Raw genomic sequence first — 14,069 nt, 5'->3', positions numbered from 1 at the left:
ATGGTGACATCGGCTGTTGGTTGCGTATTTAACTTGACTGTGAATGTAGCAGTTCCACCCGCTTCTGTGGTAGTTAAAGGTGTCGTGGGTGTGATGGTTACTCCCGCAGTATCATTGTCAGTAATCGTCACACTTTGGTTAGTAGTAGTTCCTAATGCTATCCCTGTTGACGGCTTGCTAATTGTTAAAGTAGCTGTTTCCGTACCTTCGATAAAATTATCATCATTAACTGTGACAGTTACTTGCCCCGTACTACTCCCATCTGCTATAGTTATTTGAGCGGGAATAGTACCAGTAAAATCAGCAGCACTAGCAGTACCAGTTAATGCTAAATCAAGGGTTTGAGCGCCGACGACATTACCTTCGGCAGTGGCGGTAAAGGTAATAGCTGTTGTCCCGGCTTCGTTGGCAGTAGTTGTGCTGGCAGTGAGGTTAACTTTCGGTACGGGAATGGTAATATTAAATGATGTGGCTGGGCTGGAAGTGTCAACACCATTATTCGCTATGCCACCGTTATCTTGGAGTTGCACGTTAACGGTGGCGGTACCGGGTTTACCACTGGGAGTGTAGGTCAGTGTGCCATTGGTTGCTACACTTGGTTGAGTTGTAAATAAGGTGTTGTCGTTGTTAGTAACGGTGTATTTGCTAACTGTTTGAGTGGCTTCATTGGCGGGACCGAAGATAACAGTATTTGCCCAGTTGCTAACTGTTTGAATTGTGTTTGTCCAAGCTGTTAGGGTTTGATTTCCTAAGTTACTGAAACTGGGTTTATCATTGACGGGGTTAACGGTGATGGTGAAGGTTTGGGTAGTCGAGGTAGCGACGCCGGGGGTGCCGCCGCTGTCTTGGACTCTGACATCGAAGGTGGAGGTGCCGAAGGCGTCAGGGGCGGGTGTGTAAGTGAGGTTGCCACTGGCATTTACGGCAGGTAATGTGGCAAATAAGCTCGGGGTGCCGATGTTGCTGACGGTGTAGGTGGCAGTTTGGCTGACTTCGTTGGCTGCGCCGGGGTTGAATGTAGCCCAAGTCGTTAATGTTTGCGCCCCGCTGTCTTCGTTGATGGAGGCTGGGTTGGTGGCGGTGAAACTGGGAATGTCGTTGACAGGGGTGACGGTAATGGCTGCGGTGTCGGTGGCGGTGCTGAAAGCAGTCGAGCCCCCGTTGGTAGTGGTGTTGACAGTCCCACCATTAGCACCCGCCATTTGATCCCAGGCGCGGAAGGTGATAGCGTTGGTGACCGGGCCGTTGTAGTTAGCGCTTGGTTGGAAGTAAATACGGGTATTGGCATCGGCGGCGAGTAGGCGAGCGTTGGTATCGGATACTGCGCCCAAGGGATTCCAAGTAGTACCGCCATTTATGGTGTAGTACCAAGTGCCGTTGGTTGTATTGGCGGCGGTGATGGCTACACCTGCTACTGCGCCAGCGTCGGCGTCGGTGATGTTATTTTGCCCCGTGCCGATGGCAGCAATAGAAGAGATGAGGGTACCGACAGCGCCTGTAGGAGTACCGGAGTCTTCTGGGATGTTGTTGAGGGTGACCACCGTATCGGTGAGGGTGGGGGCGGTAGTAGGGTTGAGCGTCTCGTAAATGAGATTGCCGATTTCGTGAATATTTGTCTGACCTCCCGTTGACGCGGCAAAGCCAAATTTAAAAGTAGTTGGTACAGCCCCATTGCTAGCAGTAATGTCGAAGGGAGCGATAATGGTTTCACCCGCATCAGTAAAGTTGCCGTTGTTGTTCAAATCCATCGCTACCGACAGGCGATTTGGCTGGGCGGCATTGCTGGGTGTTAATTGAATTTGAACTCTTCTTCTGGCATTATTGCGATTTGTCTCCAAGGGTTTATCTATGCCACCCGAGACAGGTGCGGAGGTTATATATTGGTAATCATTTGATGCCTTGCCTCGAATTCCCACACGATCCGGATATTGAGTCGATGGTAATCCGGTTGAATGTTCGAGGATCGAAGAGAAACCGCCATAGGCATCAAATCCGATTCCTACATAGCCTCCTACCAAACCGGGTTGGTTGTTGGCTGTGTTGCGGGCATAGCCAAGGCTGCTACCACTAGCTCCGGCTTGGGTGGGGCTGGCATTACCGTCAATGAGGAAGAAACTCAATCCATCCGCACCACTTCCAATGGATGCATTGTAGGCAAACAAGTCAAAGGTAGCTTTTACCCCTGCTGTTGAAGAAATAGGCTGGTTGTAGATAACGAATCCAGCTTGATTGGGAGCATTTGAAGTTAATCGTAACACTCCACTGCCGGGAGCATCAGTACCTATATTCGGCAGTGAAGTGCTGGTACCGGAAGCGGTCAAACCAGGGTTAGCCGATGAGCCTGTCTTCCCGTAGATCCAAAGACTGCTAACGCTTGATCCACTAAAGCTTTCGTTCACAAACTCACCTAGGACAAAACTGTAATCCCGCATCACTTCTGGGGAAAATGTTAAGGTGGCTTGAATTTTACCTATGATAAAATCAAGGTTCCAGTCACCTCCTAATTTGGCATTGCCTGTGAGAGTAGTGGATGCGGCAACGTTGGCTTTCGTTAATTGACTCAGGCGTTTAACAAAAGCTTTTCCTTGCTCAGTTTGGGCAACGTTACAGCCGTAGAGGAGAAGATCTGCATTTAGTTTTAAGGCTTTGCCCCATTTTTGTAGGGTGGCTGCATGGCTTTCTAGGGTTGTTTTGTCCAGGGGTGAGTTACCCAGAAATAGGGTGCCGTCGCTACCGTGAGAAACTATATGAACTGCTTCAATATCTTTTTGCTCTGCCAAGGCGTTTGTAATTTGGTCGATCGCGCTGGAATTTTCATTTAAAATCACAATTTGAGCGGGATCGATGCCTTGGATCAGGCTTTGATAATCCTGTACAGAGGAGTCAACGAAAATAATTTGCTTGTTCATGTTTGGTACGTTCATAATTGCTGAAATCCTTGAGATCTATTGTTTACATTCAAGTCTGGTCGGGGTTTCAACCCCCACCTCGCTTAAGTCCTCGCTATGAGGACTGAATAATTTATTAGTCCTATTGCTCAAATAAATCGGGCTGTAAAATTGTTAGCCAGTTCCGCTGGAGCATTAAATAAATAATCTGGAAACATCAAAGGCATTGCGCCGAATTAGTAGCTCGATGCTGTCCATAATCCAAGCGAGGTTTCTGACACAGCAGATAACTTTGGCTTCGGGAAATAGTTCCAGAATTAATGCCAATTTGCTGCATCACAGGCGATTGGTGTCGGAGATCACTTCTCGATCAGTTGGCGGGTGGTAATAAGCTGTGCCTGTTTTTGTTCAGGGGAAATGAACACGGAAAACTCATTGTCTTCGCTCACTTTCCAGCATTCGATCGACTTGCGCCCCCAATAGGGGAAGTCATAGCGCTGTAAAACCGGAGATTTTGTCGTAGTAGTGCAGCCAGTAAAGTAGAGCCTGAGCGGGGTAGTCCTGATATGAAGTAGGCTTTCACTGGCCTGGCGTGGGAATGAACGCCTATAGCTTAGATGCAATTTTAATGTATCCCCCTAAAGACATATCTTTTATAGCATATGTTGATTTAACATTTCGCAACACAACATCCAGGTTTACGATCTCTTTACAATCTAGACATCGTGGGTTGGCTTTCCCTATCTCTAATCATTGCTTCGGGCCCCTGCCTCTGTAAAGTCGGAAAAGTCGGATCGTAAAGTCGGAAAAGTCGGATCTTTGTCTTGGTGATGAGTAGATAATAAGGTTTACGATATCTTTACAATCTAGATATCGCTGGGTTAATTACTTAGCTATTTTAACCGCAGATATCAGGGGATATATGCGGATATACGCAGATGAAGAGATGTTATTTGATGAGTTCTTCGAGGGATGGGAAAAGCAATTTTTCGGCGCTCACTTTTTCGCAATCACAACCTTGTTGAATTGCGGATATTGCTGATACTTTTCCTCGCAGCAATTGAATGCTTTCGATTAGTAATGGTAGAGTTAATAAAATTATTGATGCCGACACCAGCAAGCTAATTAAGCCGTCAGCCCAATTCCAGTGCAGCCACGCTACGGCGATCGCAGCTAAAATTACTCCCACCGACGAAAATATGTCGGCGACTGCGTGCAGAAACGCGCTTTTGAGATTCAAGTCACCGTGACAGCAGGAATGCAAACAACAAGCATTAATCGAGTTGATGCTTAAACCGACTATGGCGGTAATTAACATCGGGAGCCCTTCTACTTCGGGGGTTGGGGACTGCAAACGGGCGATCGACTCTGCTGCAATCCACAGGGCGATCGCCACTAAACTGATACTATTAATTAAAGCAGCAATGATTTCTCCTCGTTCAGGAATTGACGATTGTGCGATCGCACAATCTACGGATTTACTTTTGCGTTTGACTGAGGAGTACCAAGTCGCTGTCAAAGTTATTGCTAAAGCTGCTACATCTGAAAAAACGTGACCCGCATCTGCTAATAGGGACAAACTATGAGAATTAAGTGCAGCGATTAACTCTGCTACAAAAAAGCTGCTAAGCAATACCAATGCTGTTTGTAAAAGTCGCACTTTGCCAATTCTGGGATTTATATTCTCGCATTGTGCGGTATCCTTGGCGTTTTCAGAGTCAAAATTTTCCTTAACTAGAAATGTCATGCAGCAGCCCTTAAGGTTAAACTCGATTTTAAATTAAACATTAAATTAACTATCAATGACCGATTATATACCAAATCCGCACCAAGATCCGGAAAATTCGATCGCAAATTCCCCAAATTCGGGAATAAACGATCGTCCAATTAGCGACAATCACGCAAATATTTTAACAGGGGAATCTTTGGTTGATTTGCGGAAGTACGATCAATCAAAGTTTGATCGAGGAAAGCCTACTTGGCTAATTTTGCTTTGGTGGTTCGTCCAGGCGATCGCATTTCCTCTCACTCCACACCCTTTTAACGGCATCAGAAGCGGCTTGCTGCGGTTATTTGGAGCGAAAATAGGTTGTGGTGTGATCATTCGCCCCACGGCTCGTTTTACCTATCCTTGGAAAATTGCAATCGGAGACTACAGTTGGATCGGAGATGATGTTGTATTGTACAGTCTCGATCGAATTGCGATCGGCAAACACTGCGTCATTTCTCAAAAAAGCTACCTCTGCACCGGCACTCATGACCTTCAAGACCCAGCCTTTGGCTTAATCACAGCACCTGTGGTCATTAATAACGGCGTTTGGATTGCCGCCGACTGCTTCGTTGGCCCTGGTGTAGAAATCGGTGCCAACGCCTTAATCGGAGCTCGCAGTAGCGTATTTAAACATATGCCCGCTAGCTTTGTTTGCACGGGAACACCTTGTCGTCCCCGCTATCGGCGAGAAATTAACCAAAGTTCATAAGAGACATTGCATCGGGAAACTAAGCAGCTTGAATAGCTTGTGGCCGAATTGGAATTTCAATGACGAATTCTATTCCCTTTCCTTCTGTAGGCTGGCAGTATAATCTGCCCCCATGCTTTTCAACGATAATTTGGTAACTGATAGATAACCCCAACCCAGTTCCCTTACCGATAGGTTTGGTGGTAAAAAAAGGGTCAAATAGTTTCGGTTGTAAACTTTCGCAAACTCCCCGACCGTTGTCACTAATATGAATAGCAACCCAATTCTCGTGAATTACTTTTGTAGAAATTTGAATGCGGTTCGGGTGTTGTTTGATTTCTGCAAACGAACGCTGCTGATTAGATTCATCCAAAGCATCAATGGCATTGGAAATAATATTCATGAACACTTGATTTAATTGTCCGGCATGGCATTCTACTGGTGGAATGTGACCGTAATTTTTTATTATTTCAATCTCAGGATGCTCTGGTTTTGATTTTAAACGATGATGCAGGATGGTGAGTGTACTATCAATTCCTTCATGAATATTTACTGCTTTCACGTCTGCCTCATCTAGGCGAGAAAAGATTCGCATAGACTTGACAATCTCCTGAATGCGCTGCGTTCCTAAGTTGATTGAGTTAAGAACTTTTATAAAATCTTCCTCCACAAATTCTAGTTCTATTTCATCCATAGCTGCTTGAATTCGAGGGGTGGGATTTACATAATCTTCTTGATAGATGTGTATAATTTTTAGTAAGTTATGAGCGTACTCTTGGGCATAACCCAGATTGCCAGAGATGAAATTTATAGGGTTATTTATTTCATGAGCAATCCCAGCCGCCATTTGCCCTAACCCGGACATTTTTTCGCTTTGGATTAACTTAAGTTGCATTTGTTGTAAATCCTCGTAGGCTTGGCTGACTTCTCTAACTTTTTCCTCCAATAAGATGTTTTTTTCTTCTAATTTATCAGCAAGAACATGAAGCTTTAAATGCAGCTTGACGCGAGCTAATACTTCCTCCTGTTGGAAAGGTTTGGTAATATAATCTACAGCCCCAAGCTGAAACCCTTCAACTTTATTTGCCGTATCCGAGAGCGCAGTCATAAATATAATGGGAATCTGTTTAGTTTCTGGATTAGCCTGTAATCGACGACAGGTTTCAAATCCATCAATCTCTGGCATCATGACATCTAACAAGATTAGATCTGGGAGAGCATATTTGACTCGCTCTAGTGCCATCTTTCCAGATTTCGCGACCCGAACTTCAAATCCTTCCTGACTTAAGGCATCAGATAAGACACCCAAGTTGGCTGAATTGTCATCAACTATAAGAATTGTACCATTTGCTTTAATCTCTGAATTCATAAACCTTACTTGTAGGACTGAATAAACGTTAAAATCTCTTCGTCTTGAAAGTCCTTTGCCATCTGATGCAATCTTTTAGCAAAGGGAATATATTGGGGATCTATTTCTTCAAGTAATACCGCCTGCTTAACTATTTCTAGGAAATTTCCTTTCATAGCCAGTTCGTATAGAATTTCCATTTCTTTAGCTGGCGGCGCAATTAGCTCATCGGTGTCTGAGCCGATCGCCAGGGGATCTTCATTAGCTTCATAAACCCATTCTAAATCAAGATACTGTTGTAATTTTTGCAGGAGTTCCGTGGCTTGAACAGGTTTGGGAATAAAAGTGTTGCCTCCTGCTTCTAAACTTCTGTATTGATCGGCTTCAAATACGCTGGCAGAAGAGACAATAATGATGATGTCTTTGAAGTTGTCCGATTCTCTAACCCGCTTAATTAGCTCGAAGCCATCTAGTTCGGGCATTAGTAAGTCGGTAACGATTAAATCTGGCTGTACCTCCAGAATTTTTTCCCAGCCTTCCTGCCCATCGTTTGCTTCAGACACCTCAAAGCCGAGCGGACTGAGCAAATTGCTAACTACCGAACGGTTAGCCCATTTGTCATCAATAACCACAATCTTAGGTTGGCGGTCTTTGATGCCGATAATTTGGCCGCGATGGTCAATTTGAGAAGTTTTCACCCATTCATCGGCTTGAGATAGATTGACATCAAACCAGAAAATACTGCCAACATTCATCTCACTTTGAACCTGAATGGTACTGCCCATTAGTTCTACAATCCTTTGGCTAATTGCCAGTCCTAATCCCGTACCTTCCGTCTGCCGCCTGCGATCTCCTACCTGCTCGAAGGGCTGAAAGATAGCTTGGAGTTGATCTTGGGCAATGCCGGTACCTGTATCGCGTATTTCAAAGCGAATTTTTTCTTCTGTGGCAAAGCTGACTATAAAAGTAACAGTACCCTCATCCGTAAATTTAATAGCGTTACTTAAAAGATTAATTAACACTTGTCGCAAGCGTTTTTCATCCGCACGAATACCGATCGGGAGTTCGGGACTTGATGGAAAATGAAACTGAATTCCCTTTAGTTCAGCTCGGATACGACACATTTCTGCGACACCTTGCAGGAACGCCGGGAAATGAAAATCCGTAGGCATGAGTTCCACTTTCTGTGCTTCAATCTTCGACAAGTCGAGAATATCATTGATTAAGGTCAGTAAATGGGAACCGCACTGATAAATAACATCAATGCGCGATCGCTCTTCTTGATTCAAGGATTTGGAACGCTGAAGAATCTGGGCGTATCCCATGATGCCATTAAGGGGAGTCCGCAACTCGTGGCTCATATTGGCAAGGAATTCACTTTTAGCGCGACTTGCTGCTTCGGCTGCTTCCTTAGCTTTTGCCATTAGGAATTCTGCTTGTTTGCGATCGTGGATATCGCTGCAAGTGCCAACCCACTCCCGGATGCTGTCATCTTCATTCAGAATGGGTACGCCTCTAACTTGAAAATAACGATAGTTTCCATCCGCTGCGCGGATTTGGTATTCTATGTCATACAGGGTTTTCGTTTGCGCTGCTTCCATCCACACCTGAGCGGTTCGTTCGCGATCGTCCGGGTGAATTGCATCTAACCAGCCCAAACCAATTACCTCAGCTTCGGTTTGTCCGGTGTAAGCTCTCCAACTCGGTAGATCCGGGCATCTTCCTTCACCATCCGCTGTCCATACAATTTGGGACGTAGCAGCGATTAGCGAACGATAGCGTTCTTCGCTTTGTTTTATAGCATCTTCGGCTTGTTTGCGATCGTGGATATCGGTGCAAGTGCCAACCCACTCCCGGATGCTGCCATCTTCATTCAGAATAGGTACGCCCCTACCTTGGAAATAACGATAGTTTCCATCCGCTCCCCGGATTCGATATTCTATGTCATACAGGCTTTTCGTTTGCACTGCTTCCATCCACGCCTGAGCGGTTGATTCGCGATCGTCCGGGTGAATTGCATCTAACCAGCCAAAACCAACCACCTCCTCTACGGTTTGTCCAGTGTAAGCTCTCAGAGTCGGCATATCCGGGCATCGCCCCTCAGAATCCCCTGTCCAGACAATTTGGGACGTAGCAAGGATTAGCGAGCGATAGCGTTCTTCGCTTTGTTTGATCGCATCTTCCGCTTGTTTGCGATCGGTAATATCTCGCACCACAGATAACGCATACAGCTTGTCATCCTGCCAATAGGGGGTTGCTGTAACTTCCACATCAATGCACTTGTTATCCTTGTGGACATCAATGGCATGACAGAAGAACTGCTTACCTGCCTTCACAGTTTCTAAGAAGTCCACAAATAGGTGGTAACTATCTGGGTGTATGAAGCCTCCAGGTGGTAGTTGAGCGAACTCCTCATAAGTGTAGCCGTGGATTCTGGCTTGCGCCGGATTGATGGCGACTACTTTTCCGGTTTCTAGTTCTGTGATGATAATGCCATCGTTCACCGACTCAAAAATACTGCGATACTGAGTTTCTTTATGTCGCAACGCTTCTTCCGCTTGTTTGCGATCGGTAATATCTCGCGTTGTGGCGATGAGGCCGAGGATATTGCCATTAGCATCCCGCCAAGGAGCTTTTGTAGTTAAAAAGGTCCTAGGGGTTTCATCATGAGAGATATCTTCCTCGTAACTCTCAGTGATTCCTGTTGCCATGATTTGACGATCTTTTGCCATCATTTCACGGGCAGCGTTAGGCAGTAATTCCCAATCATCTTTGCCGATGATTTCCTCACTTGGCTTGCCCAAGAAGTTTGCCAAATTGGAGTTAATGGCAACATAACGCCCTTCTCGATCTTTAACGACAATGAAGTCGGGTGTACTTTCCAAAATAGAGTTTAGCAGTGCATTACGATCGCGCAGAGCTTCTTCAGCTTGTTTGCGATCGGTAATATCTCGTGCTATGGCGATCATGCCGAGAATATTGCCCTGAGCGTCCCGCCAAGGGGCTTTTGTCGTTAAAAAAGAAGTGGTGATCTTACCATTAGAAACATCTTCTTCGTAGGTTTCAGTAGTGCCTGCTTCCATGATCTCGCGGTCTTTTGCCATTATTGGAACGGCAGCAGCAGGGGGAAGGAGTTCCGAATCATCTTTACCCAGGATCTCCTCAATGGGTTTACCGTAAAAGGAGGTTGCCCCATTGGAATTAAGGGCAACATATCGGCCTTCCCGGTCTTTAACAACTATTATGTCTGGCGTACTTTCCAAGATAGAGCTCAGCAAGACGTTGCGATCGCGCAGCACAGCTTGCTGTTCGCGCAGAGCTTCTTCAGCTTGTTTGCGATCGGTAATATCTGTATTAGCTCCAATCCATTCGCGAATTGAACCATCCGCGTTCAGAATTGGTACACCACGACAACTCATGTACCGATATTCGCCGTCATACCGGCGCATACGTAATTCATCTTCATAGAGCGAGCGATTGGCCACGGCAGCCGACCATATACTACCAACATGAGCGCGATCATCTGGGTGCATGGCATCTAGCCAGCCCCATCCTTTATACTCCTCAAATGTCTGTCCTGTAAATGCACCTAAAGTAGGTTGTTCGCTGGCTAATTCGCCATCAGCATTACCGATCCAAATAATTTGAGCGGTAGCTTCGATTAAAGAACGAAATCGTTCTTCATTTTGTTTGAGGACATCTTCTGCGTTTTTGCGATCGCGAATATCCCGCGTAATAGTGGCAATCCCTACCGGTTCATTAGTCTCTGGATGTCTAATCAAAAATAGGGTGTAATCTACCAGGATGGGTTGACCTGTCTGGAAATGTCTGAAGCGAAAATCACTCCGCCAACTTCCCTCTTGCATTATTGCCGGCATAATAAACTGCTGTACGAAGTCCAAATCTTCTGCCATGAAGAAGTCGGTCATGTGTTTGGTTCGGGCTTCCTCCAAACTACTGAGTCCCACCAAATCCAGACCCGCCTGATTCACTAGCATCGGGCGACCATCCATTGAGGCCACGCCAATAAAGTCACGGCTATTCTCGATCGTTGTAGCGAGCAATTGCCGTTCTTCCTCTGCTTTTTTGCGATCGCGAATATCCCGCACAATAGTGGAAATAAACTCGACTTCACCCGCTGCGGTTTTGTGAACGATCAAAACCTGGGAGACTGGAATTTCTTCCCCATCGCGTGACAAAAACAGGGTTTCACCTGCCCAACTACCCTCTCGCAAGGCGCTGGGAATTATTTCGTTGTGGAACTTTGCTTTTGCCGAGGGAGCTAATGCAGAATCTATAGTAAACGGAGCTCGTGCTTCCTGTGGGGACATCCCCAGCATTTCCTGTCCGGCTTGGTTGAGATAGACGCTATGCCCAGCCGCATCCACAACTCCTACTAAGTCGGAAGTTGCTTCCAAAATTGCCGTCAGTCGTGCCTGCTTTTGTTCTGCCCGCTTGCGATCGGTAATTTCAATCACAAGGGCACCAACACCAAAAACCAGGTCATTTTCGTCCCGCAAAGGATAGTAAGATGCTTGCCAGTAGCGCAGGATGCCCGGTTGTCTCGGAGTTTCACCCACTACTTCATAGTCGAGAATTGGCTTGCCCGTATCCAGAATTTCTTGCAAAATTGGTCCCAGAGTCGCAGCCAATTCTGGCAGCACTTCACACAGCGACCTACCAATATGATCTGCCACACAAATGCCATTGAGCTCTGCCATAGCTTCGTTAATTTGGACGTACCGGAGTTGGCGGTCTAAAATCATCAGTCCGGCATTCGCTGCAGCAAAAAAAGCCTCGAAGTGAGCCTGTCGCAATACCTGTGCTGTTGTGTTCTCTTGCTGGGGCGGTTGGTTTTTATGTGGTGGGAATGTGCTCATGTTGGCTCGTGCATTTCAGCTATAATTTTAGAACTTCTTTCCAAATACGGGTTCGTAAGGTTTTCCTTTTTTCCTATTTGGGTACTGAATAAAACGTTCAGTAGGGCGACAATTAGGCTTTCAATCGGCGATATATGTATCCCTGGCGACAATATTTCCGTTAATTCTTCGGATGTATCGCCAAGCAGTTCTATTGCTCATCAATTCTATTCCTAATCAATCCTATGGGTAGTACATTGGTGACAACATAAGCTAGGGAAGTGTTTGTCAATCAGCAATTATGCTCAGCATTTACTCAGATTTGGGGGGAAACTTAGATGTGGGCGATCGAGCAATCATGGCGATCGCCATATTGATGACCACCTACCCCCAAATCGCCAATTTTCCACTCCTCAACAAGCAGTATTTTCAGTAAAATTACGGATTGACAAATGCGATTAAATTATAGTTTGTCCCCCATGTCAGTAGAATGCCAAGTATTCTTGGAACGTTATCAATTTTAGCTAGATGCGTTAAATTTTCACTTAGATATACACAAGAGGGACGCAACTGGCAGAGTAATAGCAATATCTCTCCCACCAGTCAAAATCATTGTAATACTTGGATATTTGACTTGTCCACTTAAATAGTCATTGAATAATCCCTGCTTAAGTTGATAACGGGACTTCACAAAAAAATAGTGGAGAGTATGATAAACTCGAATCGAGTTAATGTTGACTAAAGTTAGTAGAGCGATCGCTTTAACAATAGATGAGTCGGCTCTCTGATCGCGAAAAAGTGGCACACTAACCACAGGCCTGCGAAGACCAGGTATCCGAAAAATTGGCAAGAGGGATAACTGCGTATTATGAGGAACCACATCTCTATCTAACGACTTCACTTTTTTACTCTAAAAACAGGTTAAAATTTATGATAACGATCTCAGTATTGTATTTTGACATTGGGTACTGAGAACTTTATTTTTTACTACTTTCCTTAAAAAATGACCACACAAAAAACCTTCTTCCCTGAATTTAAATTGAATACAATCCCCGAAGAAGTATTGACACAGATATCGCAAATATTTACAGCTACCCTATTTAAAATAGGTGAAAATCCAGTATCGTTGCAGTCACTGGTGGAACTGATTGTATTGTTTATGGCTATCCTTGTCATAGCACGCTCTTTTACAAACTTTCTTAAGGAACGCTTGCTAGTCAGACTGGGAATTGACGAGGGAAACCGGGAAGCGATCGCAGTAATTATTGGGTATTTGATAGTAGCTTTGGGGGTGATAGTCGCCATCCAAAGCATCGGTTTCAACCTCGCTTCTTTTGCAGTAGTTGCGGGGGGATTGGGAGTCGGAATTGGCTTCGGAATCCAAGATTTAACAACTAATTTTGTCAGCGGCTTAACGCTGCTTTTAGACAGACCTGTGAAAGTCGGAGACTTTGTGGAATTAGAAGGATTAATGGGAATCGTCAAAAAAATCTCGATTCGATCTACCATCCTCCAAACCACTGAGGACTCAAGCGTCATAGTTCCCAACAGCAAAATGATTAGCAACAAAATTGTTAACTGGAGTTACGAAAACTCCCTACTCTGTCTGCGAGTTCCCGTAGAAGTAGCCGAGAATAGTAACCCGCTGTTAGTGACAGAAACTCTGTTAAATATTGCTTACAAAGAAGCAGGAGTTTTGTACGAACCGAATCCGAAAGTATTGTTTGTCGAGTTTGGTGATGATAGTTTTAAATTTGAACTTTTAGTTTGGACGGACAAGCCGACTGAAAGAGAAATAATTAAAAGTTCTTTAAATTTTGCAATTGAATACAATTTCCGCCACCAAAAGATAGAATTTCCGTTCAATGACAGAGAAATTTATTTGCAAAACCCCGAAGTTCTGTTGTCAATGTTCAACAAAAAAGAAACTGCAATTGACCTCCCGAACAGTTACTCGGAAAATGAGCCAAAACCGCCAATTTTTGCAGAGAAACTGAAAAAGCCATCGTCGCTTAGCTGTTTGCTACGAGAGGTAGAATACTTTGAAAATCTGACTGATCTTGAATTGCGGCAATTGATTGAAGTTGGATACCGCAAACGGCTGCGATCGCAAGAATATTTGTTTCACGAAAACGACCCCGGAGATGCTTTTTACATGATTCTTTCAGGTTCAGTAGAAGTTTTTGTAGAAGCTATTGACAAACATCTGAATAACCTCGGTACTGGTCAGTTTTTCGGGGAACTTTCTTTGATGTTGGGAATCCCCAGAACTGCTTCGGTGAGAGCTTTGGAAGAAACAATTTTGTTTGCCATCAATAAAGAAGGTTTCCAAAAAGTTTTAACGGAACGACCGGATTTATCTGAACAGATTATTCAAGAAATAGTCAAACACAAAGAAGAACTCCACGAGAGACAGCAATTATTGCGAGAAATGGAATTGGTAGATGCAGCAGAAGAGGAGGAAAATCCTGTAGAATGGGTGAGAAAACGGCTAAAAAATCTATTTAGCGTTTGA

At 44.8% G+C, this 14,069-nt stretch carries 7 protein-coding genes; 3 read left to right on the top strand and 4 right to left on the bottom strand.

The window, feature by feature from the left end; genetic code table 11:
• A partial coding sequence (locus tag QUA34_RS16185) for a DUF4347 domain-containing protein (RefSeq protein ID WP_333388193.1) occupies positions 1–2,924 on the bottom strand: 2,924 nt, incomplete at its 3' end.
• Positions 2,925–3,837: 913 nt separating this feature from the next.
• Complete coding sequence (locus QUA34_RS16180) at positions 3,838–4,635, bottom strand: cation diffusion facilitator family transporter (RefSeq protein ID WP_333388190.1); 798 nt, start codon at positions 4,633–4,635, stop codon at positions 3,838–3,840.
• 55 nt (positions 4,636–4,690) lie between these two features.
• On the opposite strand from QUA34_RS16180, the gene hpsU reads away from it, so the two are divergent.
• Complete coding sequence (gene hpsU, locus QUA34_RS16175) at positions 4,691–5,368, top strand: hormogonium polysaccharide biosynthesis acetyltransferase HpsU (protein ID WP_333388187.1); 678 nt, start codon at positions 4,691–4,693, stop codon at positions 5,366–5,368.
• Positions 5,369–5,387: 19 nt separating this feature from the next.
• Here hpsU and QUA34_RS16170 read toward each other — a convergent pair whose 3' ends face one another.
• Both QUA34_RS16170 and QUA34_RS16165 read right to left on the bottom strand, forming a co-directional pair.
• Positions 5,388–6,716, bottom strand: coding sequence for a response regulator (locus QUA34_RS16170; protein ID WP_333328854.1), 1,329 nt, complete (start codon positions 6,714–6,716; stop codon positions 5,388–5,390).
• A 5-nt stretch (positions 6,717–6,721) separates the two neighbouring features.
• Positions 6,722–11,575, bottom strand: a complete 4,854-nt coding sequence (locus QUA34_RS16165) for a PAS domain S-box protein (protein ID WP_333388184.1) — start codon at positions 11,573–11,575, stop codon at positions 6,722–6,724.
• A 280-nt stretch (positions 11,576–11,855) separates the two neighbouring features.
• On the opposite strand from QUA34_RS16165, the gene QUA34_RS16160 reads away from it, so the two are divergent.
• On the top strand, positions 11,856–11,990 hold the full coding sequence (locus tag QUA34_RS16160; RefSeq protein ID WP_333328859.1) for a hypothetical protein: 135 nt from the start codon (positions 11,856–11,858) through the stop codon (positions 11,988–11,990).
• A 567-nt stretch (positions 11,991–12,557) separates the two neighbouring features.
• Positions 12,558–14,069, top strand: a complete 1,512-nt coding sequence (locus tag QUA34_RS16155) for a mechanosensitive ion channel domain-containing protein (RefSeq protein WP_333328862.1) — start codon at positions 12,558–12,560, stop codon at positions 14,067–14,069.

Source organism: Microcoleus sp. POL10_C6 (assembly GCF_036701585.1).
GTDB lineage: Bacteria > Cyanobacteriota > Cyanobacteriia > Cyanobacteriales > Microcoleaceae > Microcoleus.
The sequence above is the reverse complement of the archived record's forward strand: the minus strand, read 5'-3'. Positions and strand labels throughout refer to the sequence as shown.

Excerpts from the sequence above, each read along its gene's own strand:
- QUA34_RS16180 (WP_333388190.1), bottom strand. The coding sequence starts at position 4,635 with ATGACATTTCTAGTTAAGGAAAATTTTGACTCTGAAAACGCCAAGGAT.
- hpsU (WP_333388187.1), top strand. The coding sequence starts at position 4,691 with ATGACCGATTATATACCAAATCCGCACCAAGATCCGGAAAATTCGATC.
- QUA34_RS16170 (WP_333328854.1), bottom strand. The coding sequence starts at position 6,716 with ATGAATTCAGAGATTAAAGCAAATGGTACAATTCTTATAGTTGATGAC.
- QUA34_RS16165 (WP_333388184.1), bottom strand. The coding sequence starts at position 11,575 with ATGAGCACATTCCCACCACATAAAAACCAACCGCCCCAGCAAGAGAAC.
- QUA34_RS16160 (WP_333328859.1), top strand. The coding sequence starts at position 11,856 with ATGCTCAGCATTTACTCAGATTTGGGGGGAAACTTAGATGTGGGCGAT.
- QUA34_RS16155 (WP_333328862.1), top strand. The coding sequence starts at position 12,558 with ATGACCACACAAAAAACCTTCTTCCCTGAATTTAAATTGAATACAATC.